This is a genomic window from Nocardia sp. 348MFTsu5.1 (genome assembly GCF_000383535.1).
Taxonomy (GTDB): domain Bacteria; phylum Actinomycetota; class Actinomycetes; order Mycobacteriales; family Mycobacteriaceae; genus Williamsia; species Williamsia faeni.
On record NZ_KB911512.1, the window covers coordinates 326877 to 350249 of the forward strand.

Annotated in this window: 22 protein-coding genes; 5 read left to right on the plus strand and 17 right to left on the minus strand. The window is 64.5% G+C overall.

Annotated features, from left to right (window positions below; all coding sequences use genetic code 11):
* Nucleotides 1–49: 49 nt before the first annotated feature.
* The 11 genes from nuoI to H290_RS0110055 form a co-directional block, all read right to left on the minus strand.
* The gene (nuoI, locus tag H290_RS0110005) at nt 50–583 is read right to left on the minus strand and encodes an NADH-quinone oxidoreductase subunit NuoI (RefSeq protein ID WP_020106661.1); all 534 of its coding nucleotides are present in this window, start codon (nt 581–583) and stop codon (nt 50–52) included.
* The gene (gene nuoH, locus H290_RS0110010) at nt 576–1814 is read right to left on the minus strand and encodes an NADH-quinone oxidoreductase subunit NuoH (RefSeq protein WP_020106662.1); all 1239 of its coding nucleotides are present in this window, start codon (nt 1812–1814) and stop codon (nt 576–578) included. The genes nuoI and nuoH overlap by 8 nt, the downstream gene beginning before the upstream one ends.
* Nucleotides 1811–4216 carry an NADH-quinone oxidoreductase subunit G gene (locus tag H290_RS0110015; RefSeq protein WP_020106663.1) on the minus strand — a complete coding sequence of 802 codons (2406 nt, stop codon included), beginning with the start codon at nt 4214–4216 and terminating at the stop codon, nt 1811–1813. Before H290_RS0110015 ends, nuoH begins: the two co-directional genes overlap by 4 nt.
* On the minus strand, nt 4213–5514 hold the full coding sequence (nuoF, locus tag H290_RS0110020) for an NADH-quinone oxidoreductase subunit NuoF (protein ID WP_020106664.1): 1302 nt from the start codon (nt 5512–5514) through the stop codon (nt 4213–4215). Before nuoF ends, H290_RS0110015 begins: the two co-directional genes overlap by 4 nt.
* A gap of 1 nt (nt 5515) precedes the next feature.
* A complete protein-coding gene (nuoE, locus tag H290_RS0110025) occupies nt 5516–6244 on the minus strand; it encodes an NADH-quinone oxidoreductase subunit NuoE (RefSeq protein WP_020106665.1) in 729 nt (242 codons plus the stop codon).
* The gene (gene nuoD / locus H290_RS0110030; protein ID WP_020106666.1) at nt 6241–7545 is read right to left on the minus strand and encodes an NADH dehydrogenase (quinone) subunit D; all 1305 of its coding nucleotides are present in this window, start codon (nt 7543–7545) and stop codon (nt 6241–6243) included. Before nuoD ends, nuoE begins: the two co-directional genes overlap by 4 nt.
* Nucleotides 7545–8240, minus strand: coding sequence for an NADH-quinone oxidoreductase subunit C (locus H290_RS0110035; protein WP_020106667.1), 696 nt, complete (start codon nt 8238–8240; stop codon nt 7545–7547). Before H290_RS0110035 ends, nuoD begins: the two co-directional genes overlap by 1 nt.
* Entirely contained in the window at nt 8237–8791 is a 555-nt protein-coding gene (locus tag H290_RS0110040) for an NADH-quinone oxidoreductase subunit B family protein (protein ID WP_028463014.1), read from the minus strand. The genes H290_RS0110035 and H290_RS0110040 overlap by 4 nt, the downstream gene beginning before the upstream one ends.
* A 40-nt stretch (nt 8792–8831) precedes the next feature.
* Nucleotides 8832–9227 (minus strand): NADH-quinone oxidoreductase subunit A, encoded by a 396-nt coding sequence (locus tag H290_RS0110045; protein ID WP_020106669.1) that lies wholly within the window; start codon nt 9225–9227, stop codon nt 8832–8834.
* A gap of 266 nt (nt 9228–9493) precedes the next feature.
* On the minus strand, nt 9494–9913 hold the full coding sequence (locus tag H290_RS0110050; protein WP_020106670.1) for a response regulator transcription factor: 420 nt from the start codon (nt 9911–9913) through the stop codon (nt 9494–9496).
* Nucleotides 9910–12036, minus strand: a complete 2127-nt coding sequence (locus H290_RS0110055; protein WP_020106671.1) for an MMPL family transporter — start codon at nt 12034–12036, stop codon at nt 9910–9912. The genes H290_RS0110050 and H290_RS0110055 overlap by 4 nt, the downstream gene beginning before the upstream one ends.
* A 200-nt stretch (nt 12037–12236) precedes the next feature.
* Here H290_RS0110055 and H290_RS0110060 point away from each other — a divergent pair, with 200 nt between their 5' ends.
* Nucleotides 12237–13046, plus strand: a complete 810-nt coding sequence (locus tag H290_RS0110060; protein ID WP_020106672.1) for a crotonase/enoyl-CoA hydratase family protein — start codon at nt 12237–12239, stop codon at nt 13044–13046.
* A gap of 100 nt (nt 13047–13146) precedes the next feature.
* Here H290_RS0110060 and H290_RS0110065 read toward each other — a convergent pair whose 3' ends face one another.
* The 5 genes from H290_RS0110065 to H290_RS28260 all read right to left on the minus strand — a co-directional run bounded on the left by H290_RS0110065 (nt 13147) and on the right by H290_RS28260 (nt 17223).
* On the minus strand, nt 13147–14313 hold the full coding sequence (locus H290_RS0110065) for an acetyl-CoA C-acyltransferase (protein ID WP_020106673.1): 1167 nt from the start codon (nt 14311–14313) through the stop codon (nt 13147–13149).
* A 49-nt stretch (nt 14314–14362) separates the two neighbouring features.
* Complete coding sequence (locus tag H290_RS0110070; protein ID WP_020106674.1) at nt 14363–15520, minus strand: acyl-CoA dehydrogenase family protein; 1158 nt, start codon at nt 15518–15520, stop codon at nt 14363–14365.
* A 108-nt stretch (nt 15521–15628) separates the two neighbouring features.
* Nucleotides 15629–16075, minus strand: a complete 447-nt coding sequence (locus H290_RS0110075) for a hypothetical protein (RefSeq protein ID WP_020106675.1) — start codon at nt 16073–16075, stop codon at nt 15629–15631.
* Between the two features lie 92 nt (nt 16076–16167).
* Complete coding sequence (locus H290_RS0110080; RefSeq protein ID WP_020106676.1) at nt 16168–16728, minus strand: TetR/AcrR family transcriptional regulator; 561 nt, start codon at nt 16726–16728, stop codon at nt 16168–16170.
* A gap of 3 nt (nt 16729–16731) precedes the next feature.
* A complete protein-coding gene (locus H290_RS28260; protein WP_036518582.1) occupies nt 16732–17223 on the minus strand; it encodes a hypothetical protein in 492 nt (163 codons plus the stop codon).
* 123 nt (nt 17224–17346) lie between these two features.
* On the opposite strand from H290_RS28260, the gene H290_RS0110090 reads away from it, so the two are divergent.
* The 4 genes from H290_RS0110090 to tgt all read left to right on the plus strand — a co-directional run bounded on the left by H290_RS0110090 (nt 17347) and on the right by tgt (nt 22625).
* Nucleotides 17347–18138, plus strand: coding sequence for an enoyl-CoA hydratase/isomerase family protein (locus H290_RS0110090; RefSeq protein ID WP_028463015.1), 792 nt, complete (start codon nt 17347–17349; stop codon nt 18136–18138).
* 141 nt (nt 18139–18279) lie between these two features.
* Entirely contained in the window at nt 18280–18903 is a 624-nt protein-coding gene (locus H290_RS28265) for a TetR/AcrR family transcriptional regulator (protein ID WP_051121937.1), read from the plus strand.
* Nucleotides 18904–18949: 46 nt separating this feature from the next.
* Complete coding sequence (locus H290_RS0110100) at nt 18950–21295, plus strand: MMPL family transporter (protein WP_020106680.1); 2346 nt, start codon at nt 18950–18952, stop codon at nt 21293–21295.
* A gap of 67 nt (nt 21296–21362) precedes the next feature.
* Nucleotides 21363–22625 (plus strand): tRNA guanosine(34) transglycosylase Tgt, encoded by a 1263-nt coding sequence (tgt, locus tag H290_RS0110105; protein ID WP_020106681.1) that lies wholly within the window; start codon nt 21363–21365, stop codon nt 22623–22625.
* On the opposite strand, the gene H290_RS28270 is transcribed toward tgt, so the two are convergent.
* Nucleotides 22626–23270, minus strand: a complete 645-nt coding sequence (locus H290_RS28270; RefSeq protein WP_020106682.1) for an RDD family protein — start codon at nt 23268–23270, stop codon at nt 22626–22628.
* Between the last annotated feature and the right edge of the window lie 103 nt (nt 23271–23373).

Genomic DNA, 23373 nt, shown 5'->3' on the forward strand with positions numbered 1-23373 from the left:
GGGTGTCACCGTCGGGGGTGTCACCGTCGGGGGTGTCACCGTCGGGGTGTCACCGGGGCGTGGTCGGCGGCATCACCTCGCCGATCACATTGCCGCGGTAGTAGTCCTCGTCGGTGCTGCCCGGGGCCATCGCGTGGGGCGGCGGTGTCATGCCGTCGGCGAGTGGCGCGAGCAGTTTGTCTTTACCGAAGATCAGATCGGCCCGATTGTCGTCGGCCATCTCGTAGTTGTTGGTCATGGTCAGGGCCCGCGTCGGGCAGGCCTCCACACAGAGACCACATCCGATGCAGCGCAGGTAATTGATCTGGTAGACAACGCCATAGCGCTCGCCCGGCGAGTAGCGGTTGTCCTCGGTGTTGTCGGCACCTTCGACGAAGATCGCGTCGGCCGGGCAGGCCCACGCGCACAGTTCGCATCCGATGCACTTCTCCAGTCCATCGGGGTACCGGTTGAGCTGATGGCGGCCGTGGTAGCGGACTGCGGTGGGCGTCTTCACCTCTGGATACAGCTCGGTGTTGTTCTTCTTGAACATCGACAGGAAGGTGACGCCGAAGCCGGCCAGCGGCTCGAGTGGGTTACGCATCGCTGCTCTCCTTGATCGGTGGCACCGGGAATCCGCCGGCCATGGCATCGAACGGCACCATGCGTTCGACGAGTACTGGTTCGGCGCGACGTAGATCGCGCTTGCCGCGGAACACTTTCCACAGCAGGACGATCAGGGCGAGGGCGATGACCACCCCGGCCACACTGATGACGGCGGTGGCGTCGCTGTACCCCTCGTTGCGGATCGCGCGCACGGTGGCGACGATCATCACCCAGGTCAGTGAGACCGGGATGAGGACCTTCCAGCCCAGTGCCATGAACTGGTCGTAGCGCAGCCGGGGCAGGGTGGTGCGCAGCCAGATGAAGAAGAACAAGAATCCCCAGACCTTGGCCACGAACCAGATCAGTGGGAACCATCCCGAGTTGGCGCCATCCCAGAGCGAAATCGGCCAGGGCGCATGCCAACCACCGAGGAACAGGGTGGCCGCCAGCGCCGAGACCGTGGCCATGTTGACGTATTCGGCGAGCATGAACATCGCGAACCGGAGTGAGGAGTATTCGGTGTGGAAGCCACCGACCAGTTCACCCTCGGCCTCCGGGAGATCAAAGGGAGCGCGGTTGGTCTCACCGACCATGGCGAACACGTAGACGACAAACGAAGGCAGCAGCAGGAATACGTACCAGGTGTCATCCTGTGCCGCCACGATGCCCGACGTCGACATGGTCCCGGCATCGAGGAAGACCGCCGCGAACGTCAGGCCCATGGCGATCTCATAGGAGATCACCTGCGCGCTCGACCGCAGGCCGCCGAGCAGCGGATAGGTGGATCCGGAAGACCAGCCGGCGAGCACGATGCCGTACACCCCGACGGAGGTGACCGCGAGGATGTACAGGACGGCCACCGACAGGTCGGTGAGTTGCAACGGGGTCTCGTGCCCGAAGACCGACACCTCCGGGCCGAACGGGATCACCGCATACGCCATGATGGCGGGCACCACCGCGATGATCGGTGCGAGCAGGTAGATCGGTTTGTCGACGCCGGCCGGGATGATCCCTTCCTTCAGTGCGAGTTTCACACCGTCGGCCAGGCTTTGGAGCAGACCCATCGGACCGACCCGGTTGGGACCGACCCGAGTCTGCATCCATGCCATCACCCGGCGCTCGGCGAGAATGCCGACCAGCACGGTCAACACCAGGAAGACGAAGATCGCCAGGGCCTTGACGAGGATCAGCCACCACGGGTCGTGGCCGAAGGCGGACAGATCGGTCATGAGCGTTCCACCCTCGCTGCCGGCGCGATCTGAACCGCTTGTCCCACAACCGGACCGAGGGCGGTGTAGAGGGAGCTCCCCGGTGAGTTGAGCGGCAACCACACGACACGATCGGGAAGGTCGGTGACCTCCAGCGGCAAGGTGATGGAACCGTGTTCGCTGCTCACCGTGACCAGTTCTTCACCCCGGACTCCGTTTTCGGTGGCGGTGGCCTCGGACAGTCTCACCACCGGGCGCCGCGCGGTCCCGGCGAGATGTGGTTCACCGTCCTGCAACCGGCCCGAATCCAGCAGCATCCGCCAGCTCGCGAGAACGGCTTGTCCGGGTTGGGTTCGAGGGACCTCGGAAGACGGGGTCGCAGAGGCTGTTTCGAAGTCACCGTCCCAGGGTCCGAGGCGGCCGAGTTCGTCGCGTGCGTTCATCGCATCAGGGAGGTCAATGCCGCGGCCCATCCGTCGGGAGATCGCGTCGAGGACGCGTTGATCGGGCATCGCGCTATCGCTGGGCAGGGCCGCGTCGAATGAGCGCGGACGTCCCTCCCAGTCCACGAACGTGCCGTCCTTGCGGACCACCGGTGACACCGGGAACACCACGTCCGCGAGGTCGGTGACGGTGCTTTCCCGCATTTCGAGGCTCACCACGAACGGGGCTGCGGCAAGTGCGGCCAGCGCCGCGTCGGGGTCGGGCAGATCGGCGAGTTCCACACCTCCGACCACCAGGGCGCCGATGTCGCCGGTAGCCGCGGCCGCGAGGATCTCGGCGGTATCGAGCCCGGGCGTGGGTGGCACCTCCGTACCCCAGACCTGCCGCACCTGTGCTCGTGCGACCGGGTCGCTGACCGGCCGGCCTCCGGGCAGGAGATTGCCGAGGGCACCGACCTCGAGTGCTCCCCGTTCACCGGCCCGTCGGGGCACCCATCCGATTGTCGCGCCGGTGGCGTCGGCGAGCTCGCCCACCGCGGTCAGCGCACCGGGAACCTGTGCCAGCCGCTCTCCGACGAGGATCACCGCGCCCGGCGCCTTGAGGTGATCGGACGTGCGAAGTTGTTCCAGCGCAGCGGGTTCGGCGCCGGGGACGACCTTGATGAGGCCACCGGACATCTTCCGCAGGCCGTTGCTTGCGAAAGGCGCGATCGAGATCACGGTCAATCCGCGCTTGCGAGCCGCTTTGCGCAGGCGCAGGAAGATGATCGGTGACTCTTCTTCCGGTTCGAAGCCGGCCAGTAGTACCGTCGGCGCCTTCTCCAGATCCGAATAGGTCAGGGCCATCGGGCGTCCGGCGATCCGGGCCGACAGGAAGGACGCTTCTTCGGACGAATGTGCCCGGTTGCGGAAGTCGATATTGTTGGTGCCCAATACCGTTCGGGCGAATTTCCCGTAGGCGTAGGCATCCTCGGCGGTGGTGCGTCCACCGACCAGTACGCCCGCTCGGGTGCCCGCGGTCTTGAGACCGGCAGCCGCAGCGGCAACCGCTTGGGGCCACGACGCGGTGACCAGGTTGCCGTCGGCGTTCCGGATCAGCGGAGTCGTGATCCGGTCCCGCGATGTCTCGTACGTGAACGCCCAGCGGCCCTTGTCGCAGTTCCACTCCTCGTTGACCTCGGGGTCGTCGCCGGCCAGGCGGCGCAGCACCTTGCCCCGCCGGTGGTCCGTGCGTTGTGCACAGCCGTCGGCGCAGTGCTCGCACACACTGGGGCTGGAGACCAGATCAAAAGGGCGGGCCCGGAATCGATAGGCCGCACCGGTCAGCGCACCGACCGGGCAGATCTGCACCGTGTTGCCGGAGAAATACGATTCGAAAGGTGCATCGTCGGCGATCCCGACCTGCTGCTGGGCGCCGCGTTCGAGGAGATCGATGAACCGGTCGCCGGCCACCTGATCCGAGAATCGGGTGCAGCGCGCACACATCACACAGCGTTCGCGGTCGAGGAGGACTTCCGAGGACAGCGGAATCGGCTTGGGGAACGTACGTTTGGCGCCCTCGAACCGGGATTCGGCCTGCCCGTTGGACATCGCCTGATTCTGAAGGGGGCACTCGCCGCCTTTGTCGCAGACCGGGCAATCGAGGGGATGGTTGATCAGCAGCAGTTCCATGACACCGCGCTGCGCTTTTTCCGCCTCCGGTGATGTCAGTTGCGTCCGGACCACCATGCCGTCGGAGACGGTGGTCGTGCAGGAGGCCAGAGGTTTGCGCTGGCCCTCGACCTCGACGAGGCATTGCCGGCAGGCGCCGACCGGATCGAGGAGGGGGTGGTCGCAGAACCGGGGGATCTGCACACCGATCAACTCGGCCGCCCGGATCACCAACGTGCCCTTGGGAACTTTGAGCTCGGTGCCGTCGATGGTGACGGCGACCAGGTCGGTGACGGCCGCTTCGGAGGATGAATTGTTGGTCAGCGTCATGGGGCACCTACCGGTTCGAACAACGTGGACGTGGCCGGATCGAACGGGCATCCTCCGCCGCGGACGTGCTCGATGTACTCGTCGCGGAAGTATTTGAGAGAGGACATGATCGGGCTGGCCGCGCCATCTCCCAGCGCGCAGAAGGACTTGCCGAGGATGGCCTCGGAGACGTCGAGCAATTTCTTCAGATCGCCTTCGGTGCCGGTGCCGTCCTCCAGCGCCCTCAGGATTTGGACCAGCCAGTAAGTGCCCTCGCGGCAGGGCGTGCACTTGCCGCACGACTCGTGGGCATAGAACTCGGTCCACCGCAGGACCGCGCGGACCACGCAGGTGGTGTCGTCGAAGATCTGTAATGCCTTGGTGCCCAGCATCGAACCGGCAGCGCCGACTCCCTCGTAGTCGAGGGTGACGTCGAGATGTTCCGCGGTGAAGATCGGGGTCGAGGATCCGCCCGGTGTCCAGAACTTGAGCTCATGACCGCCCCGGACGCCACCTGCGTACCCGAGCAATTCGCGCAGTGTGATCCCCAGCGGTGCCTCGTATTGGCCGGGTGTGGTGACGTGACCGGACAAAGAGTACAACGTGAACCCGGGCGACTTCTCGGTTCCCATGCTCTGGAACCATTCGTTGCCGTGCAGGATGATCGGCGGAACGCTGGCGATCGACTCGACGTTGTTGACCACCGTCGGGCTGGCGTAGAGACCGGCAACCGCCGGGAACGGGGGGCGCAGCCGGGGCTGGCCCCGACGTCCTTCGAGGGAATCGAGCAGGGCGGTTTCCTCGCCGCAGATGTACGCGCCGGCGCCGGCGTGGACCACCAACTCCAGGTCGAATCCCGATCCGAGGATGTCGCGGCCCAGAAGTCCGGCGTCGTACGCCTCGCCGACCGCGGTCTGCAATCTCCGCAATACCGGGATCACTTCGCCCCGAACGTAGATGAACGCGTGCGATGCCCGGATCGCGTACGCCGCGATGATCATCCCCTCGATCAGCACATGCGGTGTCGCCAGCATCAACGGCATGTCTTTGCACGTTCCGGGCTCTGACTCGTCGGCATTGACCACGAGGTAGTGCGGCTTGCCGTCACCTTGCGGAATGAACGACCACTTCATACCGGTCGGGAATCCGGCACCACCGCGACCACGCAGACCCGACTCCTTCACCGTGGCGATCAGGTCGTCGGGGTCCATGCCCAGGGCCTTGTCGAGGGCCTGATAGCCGTCGTGGCGCCGGTAGGAGTCGAGGGTCCAGGACCGCGGCTCGTCCCAGTATCGGGACAGGACTGGTGTCAGTGGCATCTCAGACCCCGTCGCCGATTGCTGTGCCGGAAGGGTTTTCATTGGCCGCCCGCAGGCCGGCCAGGGTCGGGTCGCCGGGGAGGGCGGCGTCGGAGGCACCCTCACGCTCGTCGGGGAAGCCCGCCAGAATCCGCGCGGTCTCGCGGAACTTACACAGCGGGGCCCCTCGGCTCGGTGTCACCTGTTCACCGCTGCGCAACGCGTCGATCAGGTCGCGGCTGGATCGGGGTGTCTGATTGTCGAAGAACTCCCAATTGACCATCACCACGGGTGCGTAGTCGCACGCCGCGTTGCATTCGACGTGTTCCAGCGTGATCAAGCCGTCGGAGGTCGTCTCACCGGCCTCCACACCGAGGTATTCGTGCAGATCCGCCAGGATCTGATCTCCGCCCATCACGGCACACAGTGTGTTGGTGCAGACCCCGACCAGGTAGTCGCCGGTCTCCTTACGTCGATACATCGAGTAGAAGGTCGACACGGCCGTGACCTCGGCCGGAGTGAGGTCGAGTTGTCGTGCGCAGAAACCGATTCCGGCAGGGGTGATGTACCCGTCGACGCTCTGTACGAGGTGGAGCAACGGCAGCAATGCCGATCGTGCGCTCGGATACCGCGCCATGATCTGCGTTGCGTCGTCGTTCAGTCGCGCGACCACATCGTCGGGGTAGCTGTGTGACTCCGCGGCCACCTCGCGCGGCGTACCGAAATCGATGAATACGGGCTCGGCGGTCATCGGTCAACACCTCCCATGACGGGATCGATCCCGGCCACAGCGGCGATCACGTCCGAGATCATTCCGCCCTCGCACATCGCCGCCACCGCTTGGAGATTGGTGAACGACGGATCCCGGAAGTGGACGCGATAAGGTCGCGTGCCACCGTCCGAGACCATGTGGACGCCGAGCTCACCGCGGGGAGATTCGATGGGGATGTAGACCTGACCGGGCGGAACTCTCATGCCCTCGGTGACCAGTTTGAAGTGGTGGATCAGACCTTCCATCGACGAACCCATGATGTCGGAGATGTGCTTCGGGGAATTCCCCAGGCCGTCCTCGCCGACGGTGAGTTCGGCCGGCCAGGCGATCTTCTTGTCCTCCACCATGATCGGTCCGGGGCGCAGGCGGTCGAGACACTGCTCGACGATCTTGAGGGACTCCTTCATCTCCTTGACCCGGATCTGGTACCGGCCGTAGGAATCGCAGGCGTCATCGGTGATGACGTCGAACTCGTAGTTTTCATACCCGCAGTAGGGCGATGACCGGCGCAGGTCGTGGGCGAGGCCGGTGGCCCGGAGTACCGGCCCGGTGACGCCGAGAGCCATGCATCCGGTGAGATCGAGATAGCCGACGCCCTGCGTCCGGGCCTTCCAGATGTAGTTCTCGCTCAACAGATCTTCCATGTCGCGAAGCCGCCCGGGCAGGACCCGGAGCACTTCGCGCACCTTTTCGACCGCGCCGTCGGGGAGATCCTGGGCCAGTCCACCGGGGCGGACGAAGGCATGATTCATCCGAAGGCCGGTGATCATCTCGAAGATGTCGAGGATCAGTTCCCGTTCCCGGAAGCCGAAGAGCATCGCGGTGACAGCACCGAGTTCCATACCGCCGGTCGCCAGGGCCACCAGGTGGGATGCGACGCGGTTGAGCTCCATCAACATCACGCGGATGACGGTGACCCGCTCGGGTATCGCGTCGGTGATGTCGAGAAGTTTCTCCACGCCCAGGCAGTAGGCCGTTTCGTTGAAGAACGGTGACAGATAGTCCATCCGGGTCACGAACGTGACGCCCTGGGTCCAGTTGCGGAACTCGAGGTTCTTTTCGATTCCGGTGTGCAGGTAGCCGATACCGCACCGCGCTTCGATGACGGTCTCGCCCTCGAGCACGAGGATCAGCCGCAGCACCCCGTGGGTCGACGGATGCTGCGGACCCATGTTGACGACGATCCGTTCCTCGCCCGCACTGGTGGCCGCATTGACGACGTCATCCCAATCCTGGCCGGACGCACTGTAAATCCCGGGATCTTTGTCAGTTGTACTCATCAGCTGTACGACCTCCGCTGGTCGGGCGGTGCGATGCGGGCACCCTTGAACTCGACCGGGATGCCGCCGAGGGGGTAGTCCTTGCGCTGCGGATGACCTTCCCAGTCGTCGGGCATCTGGATCCGGGTCAGTGCGGGATGCCCATCGAACACGATCCCGAAGAAGTCGTAGGTCTCTCGCTCATGCCAATCACACGTCGGGTAGATCGCATAGAGCGACGGGATGTGTGGATCGGCATCCGGCACAGCGACTTCCAGTCGGATGCGCCGGTTGTGGGTGATCGACAACAACGGGTAGACGGCGTGGAGTTCCCGGTCGGTCTCGTCCGGATAGTGCACGCCGCTGACGCCGAGGCACAGTTCGAACCTCAGCGCGGGTTCGTCTCGCAATGCGCTGGCCACAACTCGTAGATGCTCGCGCCGCACGTACAGGGTCAATTCGTCGCGGAACACCACGACCTTCTCGACTGCGTCGTCCAGTCCCGGCGCGCCCCGCGTGGTGAGAGCCTGACCGAGGTGATCGACCACGTCGTCGAAATAGCCGCCGTACGGCCGGGGAGTGCGGTCGGGCATGAAGATCGGGCTGACCAGCCGGCCGTAACCGGAGGTGTCACCGCTGCCGCTGACGCCGAAGAGTCCCCGGCGGGTGCCGATCGCCTCGCGTCCGGAATCGCCTTCTGTGCTCGGAGGTGTCATCGCAGCAGGCCCTTCATCTCGATGGTCGGCGTGGCCGACAGCGCAGCCTGCTCGGCTGCGCGGATGGCCTCGTCGCGATCGACACCAAGCGGCATCTCCTGGATCTTCTCGTGCAGTTTGAGGATTGCGTAGAGCAGCATCTCGGGGCGCGGGGGACATCCGGGCAGATAGATGTCGACGGGTACCACATGGTCGACGCCCTGGACGATGGCGTAGTTGTTGAACATGCCACCCGACGACGCGCAAACACCCATGGCGAGAACCCATTTCGGTTCTGCCATCTGGTCATAGATCTGGCGGAGCACCGGCGCCATCTTCTGACTGACCCGGCCGGCGACGATCATCAGGTCGGCTTGCCGCGGAGAGGCCCGGAAGGCTTCCATTCCGAAACGGGCGATGTCGAAACGTCCGCCGCTGGTGGCCATCATCTCGATCGCGCAGCAGGCCAGGCCGAAGGTGGCCGGCCACAGCGAGCCCTTGCGCATGTACCCGGCCAGACCCTCGACCGTGGTCAGCAGGAATCCGCTGGGGAGCTTTTCTTCAATACCCATGATGGACACTCTCTTTCGGGCAGTTTGCTCGTGCGAGCCGTCAGTCCCAACTCAGTCCGCCGCGCCTCCATTCGTAGGCGTACGCCACCGAGACGTTGAAGATGAACAGCGCCATCGCGATCAGACCGAACAGGCCCAGGGAGTCGAAGTAGACCGCCCAGGGATACAGGAACACGATCTCGATGTCGAAGATGATGAACAGCATCGCGGTCAAGTAGTACTTCACCGGAATGCGCTGCCGGGTAACGGCTCCCGAGGCTATGTCGTTTCCCAAGCCGCCCAGGGGATTTGGAATGGGCTCGATCCCACACTCGTAGGCCTCGAGTTTGGCGCGATTGTATCGACGGGGACCGACGACGCCCGCGAGAACGGCTGATCCCACCGCGAAGGCAAGTGCGATCAGGCCGAGTACCAGTATCGGTACGTATAGGTCCATGTGTGCGGTTGCTCCTTCCCAGCGAGTGGTTGCGGAGTGGGTGTCGACGCTCGGACAGAGCCGACAAATCAGGTCGATGTTCGTGCTCGGACCACACGAGGCTGTGTGTGATCTGAACCACAGACTACAGTCGGCCGGGCCTACGGTGACACCGTTACGAGCCCGGATGGCCGTGCCGATTTGTAATTGCAGTTATCTGGATCGCTCATATAAGGACGCGCTCGACAGGTCGGGAGGAGTGTGAGGCAGGGGGTCGGACGAGGGGGCTACGAAGCCGAACGCAGGACCGTGACCACGGCTTTGGTGAGCGCGAAGGGATCGATCGGGCGTGACACCACTGCCTCCGCCTGTGACCAGGCCGCCAGCCATCGATCTTCGGGACGGCCGGTGAGGAGGACGATCGGCGGACAGTCGTCGATCTCGTCCTTCAGTTGGCGCGCGATGCCCATCCCACCGGCCGGTGCCGCTTCGCCGTCGAGGATCACCAGGTCGACACTTCCGGCGTCCATCTCGCGGATCACGCCGGGGCCGGTGGCCACCTCCACGTAGAGAAAGGGGTCGAGGCCGTCGGGTGGGAAGTCTCCGAGGGCGGCGATGATCTGCCTGCGGGTGCTCGCGTCGTCGCTGTAGACGAGGACACGTTTGACATCCAGGCGATTGTTGGTGCGCACCGGTGATTCGGTCACGTCGCCGATGCTACTCGCGCATCTGTATCGGCCGCAGGGGGTTTGGTCTTGTTGGCCGGCCACCAGAAGGCACTCCGCTGTAGTACCGAGAGGCCCGGGACCAACATCGGTGCCATCACGAGCGAGGCCAGCAGGACGCCGATGGCCACACCGGCGCCGAGCTCCTGGAGGTTCTCGAGGCCGGTGAGCGTCAGGGACGCGAACGTCAGCGCGAGGATGGTGCCGGACGCCGAGACGGTGGGTCCGTCGTTGGAGATGGAGATCCTGGCGGCCTCGGCGGGCGTATGGCCGTTCTGGAACTCTTCCCGGAGTCGTTCGGCCAGCAAGATGTTGTAGTCGGTGCCGATCGCCACCACAAAGAGGTAGAGCACGATCGGGGTCGAGAAGTCGATGCCTTCGTATCCGGCGCCGTGCAGGAAGACGATGACAAGCGCACCGAGGGTGGCGGCGAATGTCAGACCAACGCAGACAAGCAGGTTGAGCGGTGCGAGTACGGACAGCAACAGCAGGCCGAGGATGACGCCGACGATCACCACGGCGACCGGGAAGACCAGGGCGGTGTCGGAGCCCAGCTGGGAACGGACGTCGACAAGTGTTGAGGTCTGGCCGCCGACAAGCACTTCGGCATCGGGTATCGCGCTGTGGGCGGTGTCCCGGACCGGGCCTTCGACGAGGTCGAGCGCCTCGGCCGTATACGGGCCGTCCACCAGGATGACGTTGATGAGTGCGGCGGTCCCGTCCTGGCTGAGCTTGGGTGGCGTCACCGAGGCAACACCCGGGATCTTGCTGAGATCGGTGCTGAGCGTGGCCAATTCGTCCTGCGGTACCGGGCCGGGTGTCTTGACATACACCTGGGTGGGACTCAGCGCGCCCGGCGGCAATGATGCCGACAGGGTGTTGAAGGCCTCCTGTGACGGTGTGTCGGAAGGCATTTCATCGAGGGTGTCGTAGGTGGATTTGTAACCGGTGCTGAAGATCGCGAGCACGATCAGCCCGGCGGCGATGGTGACCACCACGACAACGGGGCGGTGCCCGACGAATCGGCTGATCGGACCGAACGGCGACCGCTTCGGTTCGGGGCCCGGACCCAGCGGCCAGAAGAGGTGTTTGCCGAGGATTGCGCAGACCGCGGGTATCAGCGTCAGCGCGGTCACCAGCATCAGTGCGACGCCGATGATCAACCCGGGCGCAAGCGAATTCAGTGATCCGAGTTCGGCGAGGAACAGTGCGGAGAACGCTCCGATCACCGTCAGCGCCGACGATGCCACCACCCGTCCGACCACTCGGGTCGAGAGGATCAGGGCGTGGTGGTGGTTGTCGCCTTGCCTGAGCTCCTCTCGATACCGGAAGAGCAGGAACACGATGTAGTCGGTGCCGACGCCGAAGAGCACCACCACGAGGATGGCGTCGAGGGAGGTGCTCACCTCGAAGTCGAACAGTTCTGCGGCAAAGGCGGTGACGCCGCGGACCGCGGTGAACACCACGCCGATCACGATGATCGGCATGACCGCGATGATCGGGCTGCGGAACACCAGGCCGAGGGTGAGCAGGATGATGACCACGGTCGCGATCGTGATCACGTTCTCCGCGTCGTCGTAGGCGGAGTTGCTGTCGACCAGGATCGCCGCGTTCCCGGTCAGACCTGCCTCTAGTCCGGTGCCCTCGAGTGCCGTGGTGGCGGCCGTCCGGACCAGCGGAACCGCGTCGTTGACGATGTCGTCTCCGGGCTGACCGGCGAAGGCGACCTGCAGTGCCGCGATCTTGCCGTCGGGCGAGAACGACTGCGGGCTGCCGGTGACCGCGGTGACGCCGGGGATCTTCTCGTTCTGCAGGGTGGTCGCCAGACCGAGCGCGGCCTGCTGGTCGGTGGGCGACAGGGCGGCATCGTCGGTTCGGGAGATCACCAGCGTGCCGGTCGCGCCCGAGGTGGCGGGGAAGTATTCGGTGCCCAGCTCCTGAGCCTTTATCGACTCGAACGAAGTGGGCAGGAAGTCCTGATTGTTTCCGCTGGTGTGGTCGTCGAGATCTGGCGAGAACACGATGATGGCCACCGCGACCACAACCCATCCCGCAATGACCCGCCAAGGATGACCGACAACGATGCGCGCGATGACTGCAAACATTCGAATCCCATTCGATGGCAACGAATCTGGAACTGGTTGTGGCGACCGCTGCCGAATGTCGAGATGGGTGTCGGCGCGCGAGGCAAATCTGACGCGACAGAACGGGGCAATTTTAACGCGATTCCAGTCGGCGAATGAGGTAACCGGGTATTCGGCTGTGGTCGCGTCTACCGGGATTGCAGGGTGGATAGGATCGCGGGATGACTGCTGCGAACGATGTTGTTCTTGCCCGGACCGAGGGTCACGTCACCACCTGGACGCTGAACCTGCCAGAGAGCCGCAACCCGATCTCGGGGGACGATGTGGTGAACCGCCTCGTGGAGCTGGTCGCCGCTGTGAATGTCGATCCGCAAACGCGCGTGGTCATCCTCACCGGCGCCGGCAGTGCGTTTTCCGCGGGCGGCAACGTCAAGGACATGGTCGACCGCAACGGCATGTTCGGCGGGAAGCCGCACCAGATCTTCCAGGGCTACCGGCGTGGGATCCAGCGGTTGGCGCGGGCGGTGTACACCTGCGAGGTACCGATCATCGCGGCCGTCAACGGACCGGCGGTGGGCGCGGGCTGCGACCTGACGCTGATGTGCGACATGCGCGTCGCCTCCACCAAGGCCTTCTTTGCGGAGAGCTTTGTGAAGCTCGGAATCATCCCGGGCGACGGCGGCGCCTGGCTGTTGCCACGGGCGGTCGGCGCCGCGCGCGCTGCCGAGATGGCGTACACCGGCGATCGCGTCGACGCTGCAACCGCTCTGGAGTGGGGCCTGGTCTCGCGGGTCGTCGAACCGGAGGAGTTGCTGGCCACAGCTCAGGAATTGGCCGCGCGGGTGGCGGTGAACCCGCCGCACGCACTGCGGGCCACCAAACGTCTGCTGCGCGAATCCGGGCGGCAGGACTTCGACGGATTCCTGGAATTGTCAGCGGCCTTGCAAGCGCTGTCCCATCCCACCGAGGACCATCGGGAGGCCCTGGCCGCCTTCAACGAGCGTCGCGTGGGGGACTTCACCGGAGAGTGACCCGATCCGTGCAGGCTTTCCGATTCCACACCGGTGCTGCAACACCGGTATTCGGACGAAAAGCCTGCACGGACAGGGTTGGTCAGGTCGGCCTGAGAACTCAGACCAATTCGAGGATGGTGGCGTTCGCCATGCCGCCGCCCTCGCACATCGACTGCAGGCCGAACTGAATCCCGTTGTTACGCATGCGGTGAATCATCGTGGTCATCAGGCGAGCACCCGATCCACCGAGCGGATGGCCCAGTGCCATGGCGCCACCCTCCGGGTTGAGCAGGCTGTAGTCGGCGCCCGTGGAGCGCTGCCAGCCCAGTGACACCGAGCCGAATGCCTCGTTGATCTCGAAGGTTCCGATGTCGTTGATCGACATCCCGGCGCGTTGGAGGACCTTGGCCGTTGCCGGGATCGGTCCCTTGAGCATGGTGATCGGGTCGGCGCCGACGACGGACACCGAGTGCACCCGGGCCAGCGGCGTCCAGCCGTTGGCTGCCGCGATCTCGCTGGTGGTCACCAGCAGCGCGGCCGATCCGTCGGAGATCTGCGAGGCATTGCCCGCGGAGATGACGCCGTCTTCCTTGAACGGGGTCTTGAGCGCACCGAGCTTCTCCAGGGTACCGCCGCGTCGGACACCTTCGTCGGTGGTCACCACCGTGGTGGTCCCATCTTCGTTCGTCACCGTGATGGGCGCGATCTGGTCCTTGAAACGACCTTCGTCGATGGCCGCACCGGCGCGTTCGTGCGAGTCGAGGGCGTGCTGATCGAGATCGGCGCGGCTCAGACCGAATTCGTCGGCGATCATCTCCGCGCCGACGCCCTGATTGAACTCGAAGTGGTTGTAGCGCTCACGGACCATCGGGCCGTACGGCTCGCCGTGCAGCCCACCGGCACGCGTTGCGCCCATGACGACCCGGGACATCGACTCGACGCCACCGGCAACGGCGATGTCGTAGTGTCCGGCGATGACGCCGGCCGCGGCGAGATGAACGGCCTGCTGCGACGACCCGCACTGGCGGTCGACGGTCAAGCCGGGCACCGATTCCGGCCATCCGGCTGCCAGCACCGAGTACCGGCCGATGGACGCGGCCTGCTCGCCGACCTGGGAGACACAACCCCAGATCACGTCGTCGACGGTCGCGGGGTCGAGGTTGTTGCGGGCGGCCAGGGCCTGAAGAACCTGTGCCGACAGGTCGACCGGATGGATTCCGGCAAGTCCGCCATTGCGTTTGCCCACCGGGCTGCGGACGGCGTCGACGATTACTGCATCACGCATATGCGTTTCACTCCTGGATCAGTTTGTTGAAATTGACGAACGAAAGAGGTTATATACCAAGCGATTTCGCGATGATGGTCTTCATGACCTCGCTGGTGCCGCCGTAGATGCGCGAGACGCGGGTGTCCGCGTAGAGGCGGGCGATGGGGTATTCGGTGACGTAACCGTAGCCGCCGTGGAGCTGCAGGCACTTGTCGATCACCCGGCCGGCGCCCTCGGTGCAGAACAGTTTGGCCTTCGCGGCGTCGGGCACGCTGAGCTGACCGGCATCGTGCAGTTCCAGCGCGCGATCGGCCATCAGCACGATGGCATCGACGTCGGTGGCGCACTCGGCGAGAACGAACTTGGAGTTCTGGAACGACGACAACGGCTTGCCGAAGATGGTGCGTTCCTTCACGTAGTTGATGCCGTGCTGCAGTGCGGCCTGCGCGGCGGACGAGGCCTGCAGCGCGATGGTCAGACGCTCCTGGGCGAGGTTGTGGGTGAGGTAGTTGAACCCTTCACCCTCGTCGCCGAGACGGTCGGTGACCGGCACCCGCACGTTGTCGAACGACAACTCGGCGGTGTCGGAGGCCTTGAGGCCGATCTTCTCGAGCTTGCGGCCCACCGAGAAACCCTCGGAGGTGGTGTCGACACACAGGATGCTCAGCCCCCCGCGCCGGTTCTCCGAGGTGCTGGACGCGGTGCGGCAGACCACCAGGATGAGGTCGGCGAGTGCGCCGCCGGTGATGAAGGTCTTCGACCCGTTGAGGAGGTAGTACTCACCATCCTCGGACAGCTTGGCCGTGGTGGCGATGTTGGCCAGGTCCGAGCCGGTGCCCGGCTCGGTCATCGCGATCGCGGTCATGATGTCGCCGGAGATGAATCCGGGGAGCCAGCGCTTCTTCTGCTCTTCGGTCGCGTATTCGACCAGGTACGGCAGGATCAGATTCGAATGCACCGAGTACGAGCCGAACGTGACGCCGGCGCGGGCCGCCTCTTCGGTGACGATCGCGGTGAACTTGAAGGAGTCCGAGCCGCCGCCACCGAACTCCTCGGGGGCCTCGATACCGAGGATGCCCAGCTCGCCGAGGCGGTTGTAGAACTCGCGGGGTGGATGCCCCTGCACCTCCCACTCGTGGTGCACAGGTACGACCTCGCGACTGATGAAATCGCGGACGACCTGGCGAAACGCCTCATGTTCTTCGTTGAACACCGTCCGTTGCACTACCACTCCATCCCCGGATGCCTGTGCGTCGGTCGATCCGAACGCCGTGCATGCGGCAACTCGAACATAGAGCAACCGGGGGATGGAGCGATAGGGCTAAGTGAACGGCTAGCCCAGCGGAATCTCGTTCATGCCGTCGTTCAAGCAACCCGACCAGGTCTGGAAGTCGCCCGCGAATCCGGGGCCGTCGGTGCAGCTAGCCGGGTCGACACCGTTGACTTCCACCGTGCCGCCGGGTCCGGCGATGCCGATCGACAATCCGGGATTCTGGCCCGTCATGTTCACTACGGCTCCGGGTCCGAGTGCGATTGCCGCCGGCCCGGAAAAGTTGTCGCCGGACACCGTGGCCACACCGCCGTCGACCGTGATGGCCAAGGTCAGGCCGGTCGGCCCGGAGCTGACCGTGCAGTTTTCAGCGGACGTGTATTGTCCGGGCAGGCCTGGACAGACCGAGACCTGCGGAGCGGCGGAAGCGCCTGGTGCGGCCGCGAATGCGATGGCCGCGGCCCCGGCGGCAGCGAGAACACCTGCGGTTGTGCGCGCAATTCGGATCATCGGAGTACTCCTCATCTGGTGCGGTTGTGCGAACACCTGGTATTCGCCGCCGCACCTGATGTGGACTGGTCCCGACTCGAATCTGTTGACCGTCAGTCGACGGGATTCGAATCAGATTGTGCTGCAATCGCATCGAGCAACTGTTTGGCGACCCACTCCAGGGAGGCGATGTCGCGGGGCAGGCTTGCCTGTTCGTAACCGATGAGTAGGTACAGGGCCCAGTTGGCGAACCGGTGTGCCTGCTCGGGATCCCCCACGAGTTCGAGGGTCGACTCGTAGAAGATGTCGTAACGATTCTTGTCCACTGCCTCCTGGATCGGCCGGACATCACCGCTGACGTTGCTCCAGGTCCGGATTGCGGCCTCGGCTCCGTGCGGGAGCGAAAGCCCGATCTGGACCAGCGCGCTCACCCGCTCGAACGGTCTCGCTATCGACCGGGCGTACTCCATTTCCTGGACAGTCCTGGTCTGGAGCCAGTACTGCAACAGCGCTTCGGTGTACTCGCCCCAGTTCTTGAAGAAGTGATAGAACGATCCGGTTGTGACGCTCAGACTTTGGCAGACCTCGGACAGCTTCAGTGCGCCGTATCCGGATGTCGCCAGGATTTCGAGGCCGGCTTCGAAGTAGGCGTCACGTGAGGTTGATGTGGACATGGGTTACTCGATCGAGAATGCAATGGTGTCGGTGCCCATGATGCAGCGCGAGAGAACTCCGCGGGTTTGCGAGGGGCCGCAGTCCCAACCGTGCACCTGCTGGGCCTTGCCAGTGGCGATCATGGGCGCATATTCCTTGGCGATCTTCATGGCCACGGCGCAGTCGATCGAACCGTCGCCGAGGATGACCACGTGCAACGTCCCGTCCGGGCCGTTCACGGTGTCGCACCGCGTCCCTCCGAGGTCGGGCAGACGCTTGGATTCCGGAATCGAGGTGGCCGGCGGCAACGACGGGCCCGGAACCGCGGGTGCGTTCGAGTTCTGGGACACCGTCGAACCGGTCTTCGTCGGTGTCGCGTCGGTGGCAACCGACTGCGGCTGGGTCGATGTCGTGCCATCCGATTGTGCGGAATCGCCGGAGCAGGCGGACAGTGAGACAGCCAGGGCTCCGGCGACAACCGCGGCTCCGAGGAGCCTGGAGATTGCTGCGCGCATGCGCCAACCGTATCGAACCGCGGCCGTTTGCCCGGGAACCTCCGAACCGAGTTCGTCGCGGACCCTGCGCTGATAGGAATCCAGTAGTTGCTTGCGCACCGAAGACCCGGGGGACAACACCTGATGAGTGATTCGTCGACAGACAGTGGGCCGGTTCTCGTCGATCATCGCGGCGCGGTGCGGCTGATCACCCTCAACCGTCCACATCTGCGGAACGCCATCGACTTTCCGATGCGGTACGCCCTTGCCGAGGCCATCGAACAGGCCATGGACGACGCCGATGTCCGGGCGCTGGTGATCACCGGTGCCGGTGGCGCGTTTTGTTCCGGCGGAGACATCTCGACGATGGGCCCGCTGACCCCGGATCAGGCCCGAACGCGACTCGAGGCAGCGCAGCGGGTGATCAGAGCGATCTGGAATGGCTCCAAGCCCGTGGTCGCGGCGGTGGAGGGCCCGGCGTTCGGCGCCGGTGCGGGACTGGCGCTTGGCTGTGACCGGGTGGTGGCCGCTCGTGACAGCTCATTCGGTACCACTTTCACCGCCGTCGGCCTGTCCGGTGACATGGGCATTTCCGTCAGCCTGCCGGCCCGAATCGGACTACCTGCAGCCAAGCAACTGTTGATGTTGCCGCGGCGCATCGGCGGTGAAGAAGCCGGTCGACTGGGTCTGGCCGACTCGGTGGTCGAGCCGGGGACCGCTCTGGAATCCGCTCTGGCGGACGCGGACCGATTGGCGCAGGGCCCGCCACTGGCGCTGGCCGCCATCAAATCCCAGATGGGCAGGCCCGAGCGCAATCGGTTCGATGTGCTCGATGACGAGGTCGAGAACCAGGTGGCGTTGTGGCAGAGCGATGATTTCGCCGAAGGTGTCGCTGCATTCAAGGAGAAAAGGACGGCCCGCTTCCTGGGTCGCTGACACGTGCGCGGTCGCTGGTGACCGTGGCCCGGTCGACCGTCGGTGACGTGAGTCACCGATCACCCTGCGCTGTGACCGACCAGTCAATGTTGCACCCCGGAGAAAATTTGCAGAGTGGTGCAAGTTCCGTATTCTGGGTACATGGAGCAAATGGGTCTACGTGAATCCAAGAAGGCCGCGACCCGGATTGCGTTGGCCACCGCGGTGCTCCGTCATGCCACCGTTGGTGGGCTGGAGTCGGTGTCGGTCGATACCGTCGCCGCCGAGGTGGGCGTTTCGGCGCGGACCTTCCATAACTACTTCGCGGGTAAAGAGGATGCACTCATCTACTTTGTCGGCGACGTCCTCGGCCGGATGGCCGACCTCATCGAATCCCGACCGGTGGATGAATCCCTGTGGGATGCAGTCGAGTACGCGTTGACCGAGATCGCCTGTGACACCAATGCCGTACCCGACCAATTTGTCACCCTGATCAAGCTGCTCGAGACCGAGCCGACGATGGTCGCGCACAAGGACCACAGCGACCTGACCCTCGTCCAGAAGGAACGGTTCGGCGAGGTGATCGCCGCGCGCGGTGCGTCCACCGAGCTGGGTCTGTTCGAGCGACTCGTCTTTTCCAGCGCGCTCTGTACTTTGCGCGTGGCCTTGGAGATGTGGACCGAGGGGCTCGCTCCGCACGACGATCTGCGGCGGTTCCTCGGCGAAGCGTTCCAGGTCACCAAATCCGGATTCACCGGACCCGCACCAGGCGCCAACCATTCCTGATTCTTCACCCTCCTGAACGAACATCCTTTACGGAAGGAAGCCCGCAGTGGCTACATACCTCTATCGGATAGGCAAATGGGCCTATCTGAACAAGTTCAAGATGATCGCGATCTGGCTGCTGGTCCTCGTCGGGATGGGTGTTGCCGCGGCGACCTTGTCGAAGCCGACGACGGAGAGTTTCAGCATCCCCGGTGTTCCGTCGGTGAAAGCCCAGAACGAGATGATCGACGCGTTCCCCGAGAAGCCGAAGTTCTCTGACAACATCGCGATCAAATATGTCGTCCAGGCGCCCGCCGGTGCCACGCTGACCGAGCCCGAATACCAGGCCGCGATCAACACCATGGTCGATCAGATGAAGCAGTTCGACGGCGTCAAGGCGCCCGAGTCGATTGCGAATCCGTTCGAGACCTACGGGACGCAGCAGAATCCCGGACCCGGTCGCGACGCGGTGGTGGAGTTCAACGAGCAAAACCTCGGTGCCTCACCGCAGGAGGCCCAGGCCGACGCGCAGGTCACCTCGCCGATCAACGCCGATGCCACGATGGTGCAGCTCGGCGCCGGTTTCGACGTCGAGGCCGCAGCGGACGTCAGTGCCGCCGCGCATACCCAGATGGACAAGATCGCCGATCAGGCCCGTGCGAGTGGTCTGAAGGTGGAAATGTCGGGTGAGGCGATGCCACAACCGGCGATGGGCATGACCTCCGAGATGATCGGTATCGCCGTCGGTGCGATCGCGATGATCCTGACCTTCGCGTCCTTGGTCGCCTGGGGGATGCCGCTGATCACCGCGATCATCGGTGTCGTCATCGGCATGATGGGTGTCACCGCAGCGACCTTCTTCTTCGACCTCAGCTCCGAGACCCCGATCCTGGCCACGATGATCGGCCTGGCCGTGGGCATCGACTACGCGCTGTTCATCCTGTCCCGGTACCGGTATGAGGTGCACCGTTCGAAGACCCGGGCCGAGGCGGCCGGAAAGGCCGTCGGTACAGCCGGTTCGGCCGTCGTGTTCGCCGGCGCCACCGTGTTCATCGCCCTCGCGGCCCTGTTCATCGTCAACATCTCGTTCCTGACCGCGATGGGTCTGGCTGCCGCCGGCACGGTTCTGGTCGCCGTCCTGGTCGCGCTGACCCTGCTGCCGGCCATCCTCGGCGTGTTCGGCGACAAGGCGTTCGCCGGACGTATCAAGTCGCTCAACCCACCGGATGTGACCCGTCATGATCCGGCTCGCCGGCACAACGGCCAACGCTGGATCAATCAGGTCGTCCGGCGCCCGGCCGTGTTCGCCATCGGCGGCATCGTGCTGCTGGCACTGATCACCATTCCGATCAGTGGGCTCAAGCTGGGCCTGCCGAACAACGGCAGCAGCGACCCCGGCACCACCGAGCGTATTGCCTACGACATGGTTGCCGACGGCTACGGTCCGGGGATCAATAACCCGTTTGTGGTGGTTGTCAACGGCAGCGGCATCGAGGGCGAGAGCCGGCGGGTGGACGCGTACAACGGTCTGGTCGACCAGATTCGGGGCGTCGACGACGTCGCTGCGGCCGTCATCAGCCCCGGAGACATCAGCGCCGATTCCGGAACCGCGATCATCTCCGTGATCCCGGCGAGTGCCGCCGCCGACGACGCCACCCAGAACCTCGTCAAAGAATTGCGGGGTATGGAATCGAACGTTACCGACCGCACCGGCCTGACCTACGGCATCACCGGTCAGACGGCCATCGAGATCGACGTCTCCGACAAGCTGTCCTCGGCCCTGATCCCTTACCTGATCATCGTTGTCGGACTGGCGTTCATCCTGCTGATGATCGTGTTCCGGTCGATCCTGGTGCCGTTGACCGCCGCGCTGGGCTTCCTGCTCAGCATCGGCGCCACCTTCGGTGCCACGGTGGCGATCTTCACCAACGGCGACCTCGGGCTGGTGGGCAATCCGCAGCCGCTGGTCAGCTTCTTGCCGATCATTCTGATCGGCATCGTGTTCGGCCTCGCGATGGACTATCAGGTGTTCCTGGTCAGTCGGATGCGTGAGGCATATGTCCACGGGAAGTCGGCAAAGGAGGCCATCGTCGACGGCTTCGGCCACAGCTCTCGCGTGGTGGCTGCCGCAGCCGCCATCATGATCTCGGTGTTCGCCGCATTCATGTTGCAGGACATGGTCTTCATCAAGGCGATGGGCTTCGCGTTGGCCATCGCGGTCTTCTTCGATGCCGTTGTCATCCGGATGACCGTGATTCCGGCGGTGCTCACACTGCTCGGTGACAAGGCGTGGTCGCTGCCGAAATGGCTGGACAAGATCCTGCCGAACGTCGACATCGAAGGTGAGAGCCTGAACAAGACGCTGGCCGCCGAAGAGGCCGCCCGCGAGCTGTCCGAAGGGGCGAAGGTCTGACCCGCGTCGGCCGCCGGCAGAGCATCGCGTTTTGCCGGGCAGGGTCGCGGGCTGCGAGGATGCAGCGGTGAGCGATCTCAATGAAGGTCCCGACCGTACCTTTACGGTCGGGACCACCCTGCCCGGCACCCTCGGCCGCACCGGCGTGATCAGCACCCCTCACGGGGAGATCCAGACGCCGGCGTTCGTTCCGGTGGGTACCAAGGCGACCGTGAAAACGGTTGTGCCGGAAGCTGTTCGTGACCTCGGTGCGCAGGCGGTGCTCGCCAACGCGTATCACCTCTACCTGCAGCCGGGTCCGGACATCGTCGACGAGGCCGGTGGTCTGGGCGCGTTCATGAACTGGCCCGGACCGACATTCACCGACAGCGGTGGCTTCCAGGTCATGTCGCTGGGGGCCGGCTTCAAAAAGGTCATCGCGATGGATCTCACCGGGATGCAGAACGATGACGTCATCGCCGAGGGCAAAGAACGACTGGCCCGTGTCGACGACGACGGTGTGACGTTCAAATCCCATCTCGACGGATCGACCCACCGGTTCACGCCGGAGGTCTCCATGCAGATCCAGCATCAACTCGGCGCCGACATCATCTTCGGGTTCGATGAACTCACCACACTGATGAATACCCGTGCCTATCAAGAGACTTCACTCGAGCGGACCCGCCTGTGGGCGATTCGCTGTCTGGCCGAACACAATCGGCTCACCGCGGAGCGCAGCCATCGACCGCTGCAGTCGCTGTGGGGCGTGATCCAGGGTGCGCAATACGAGGATCTGCGGCGCAAGGCGGCCCGTGACCTGGTGACGATGAGCGAAAAGGATGTGGCCGATGGCGGCCGCGGATTCGGTGGCTACGGCATCGGTGGCGCGCTCGAGAAGCAGAACCTCGGAACCATCGTCCGGTGGGTCAACGAGGAACTGCCGGTCGACAAGGCCCGCCACCTGCTCGGCATCAGCGAACCCGATGACATCTTCACCGCGATCGAGAGCGGCGTCGACACGTTCGACTGCGTTTCGCCGTCCCGGGTGGCACGTAACGGCGCGATCTACTCGCTGGATGGTCGCTACAACGTGACCAACAGCCGGTTCCGCCGCGACTTCACTCCGCTGGACCCCGAAATACAGAACTACACAACGCAATACACGCGCGCCTACATCCATCACCTGTTCAAGGCCAAAGAAGGCCTGGCGGCCACGCTCTGCACCATCCACAATGAGCACTTCATCGTGACTTTGGTGGAGCGGGCGCGCCAGGCCATCATCGACGGCAACTACTTCGAGTTCCGGGACGAGTTCCTCGGCCGGTACTACGCGGGGGCCGCAGCCAGGTGATCAGGCGGTCTTGACGACCGAGGTGCCACCGGCGAACTTGTCGTGCCACCCCTGCTTTCTCGGATCGCTGTTGATCGTGACGGCGATGGAGATCGCCAGGCCGAGCCAGGCGAGGCCGAGAAACAGCGGCAGGAAGAAGATCGGCAACCAGGCCAGGACACCGACCAGCATCCAGAGGTTCCTCTTGGCGGATTCGTCGATTGTCGGAGTCCCGCCCGCGGCGCCGATCACCCTGAGCTTCAACAACTTCTTGGCAATCGTGGCTCCGTCCTGCTGGGTCTCGAAGTAGACGAAGTACGCAAACGCGGCGAACGACAGCACAAATCCCAGGACCAGCGCGATAAACCAGGGCGCCGCGAGGAACAGCACGGTGTAGATGATGTTCATCGGTATGGCCACGATCAGCCAGTCGATGATCCTGGCGCCCAACCGGATCCCGACATCGGCCGGTGCACCGGCACCGGATTGCGGTCCGGGAGGACCGAACTGAGGTGCCGGCTGCGCGTACGGGGCCGCGGGCTGCCCATAGGGCGACCCGCCGCCGGGCGGTGGCGGGTAGGCGCCCGGTTTCGGTTGTGGGGGAAGGTTTGCGCCCGGTCCGGGACCCGGATAGGGCTCGGATCCGGAGTACTGGGGTCCACTCATGAGAACGTCCTCTCGCGGGGCGAAGACCCCGTCTGTTGTCGAATTGATGAGTGACCTTAAGCCGGGCACATCGGGTGAATCGAGAGCCGAACCGATAGATATC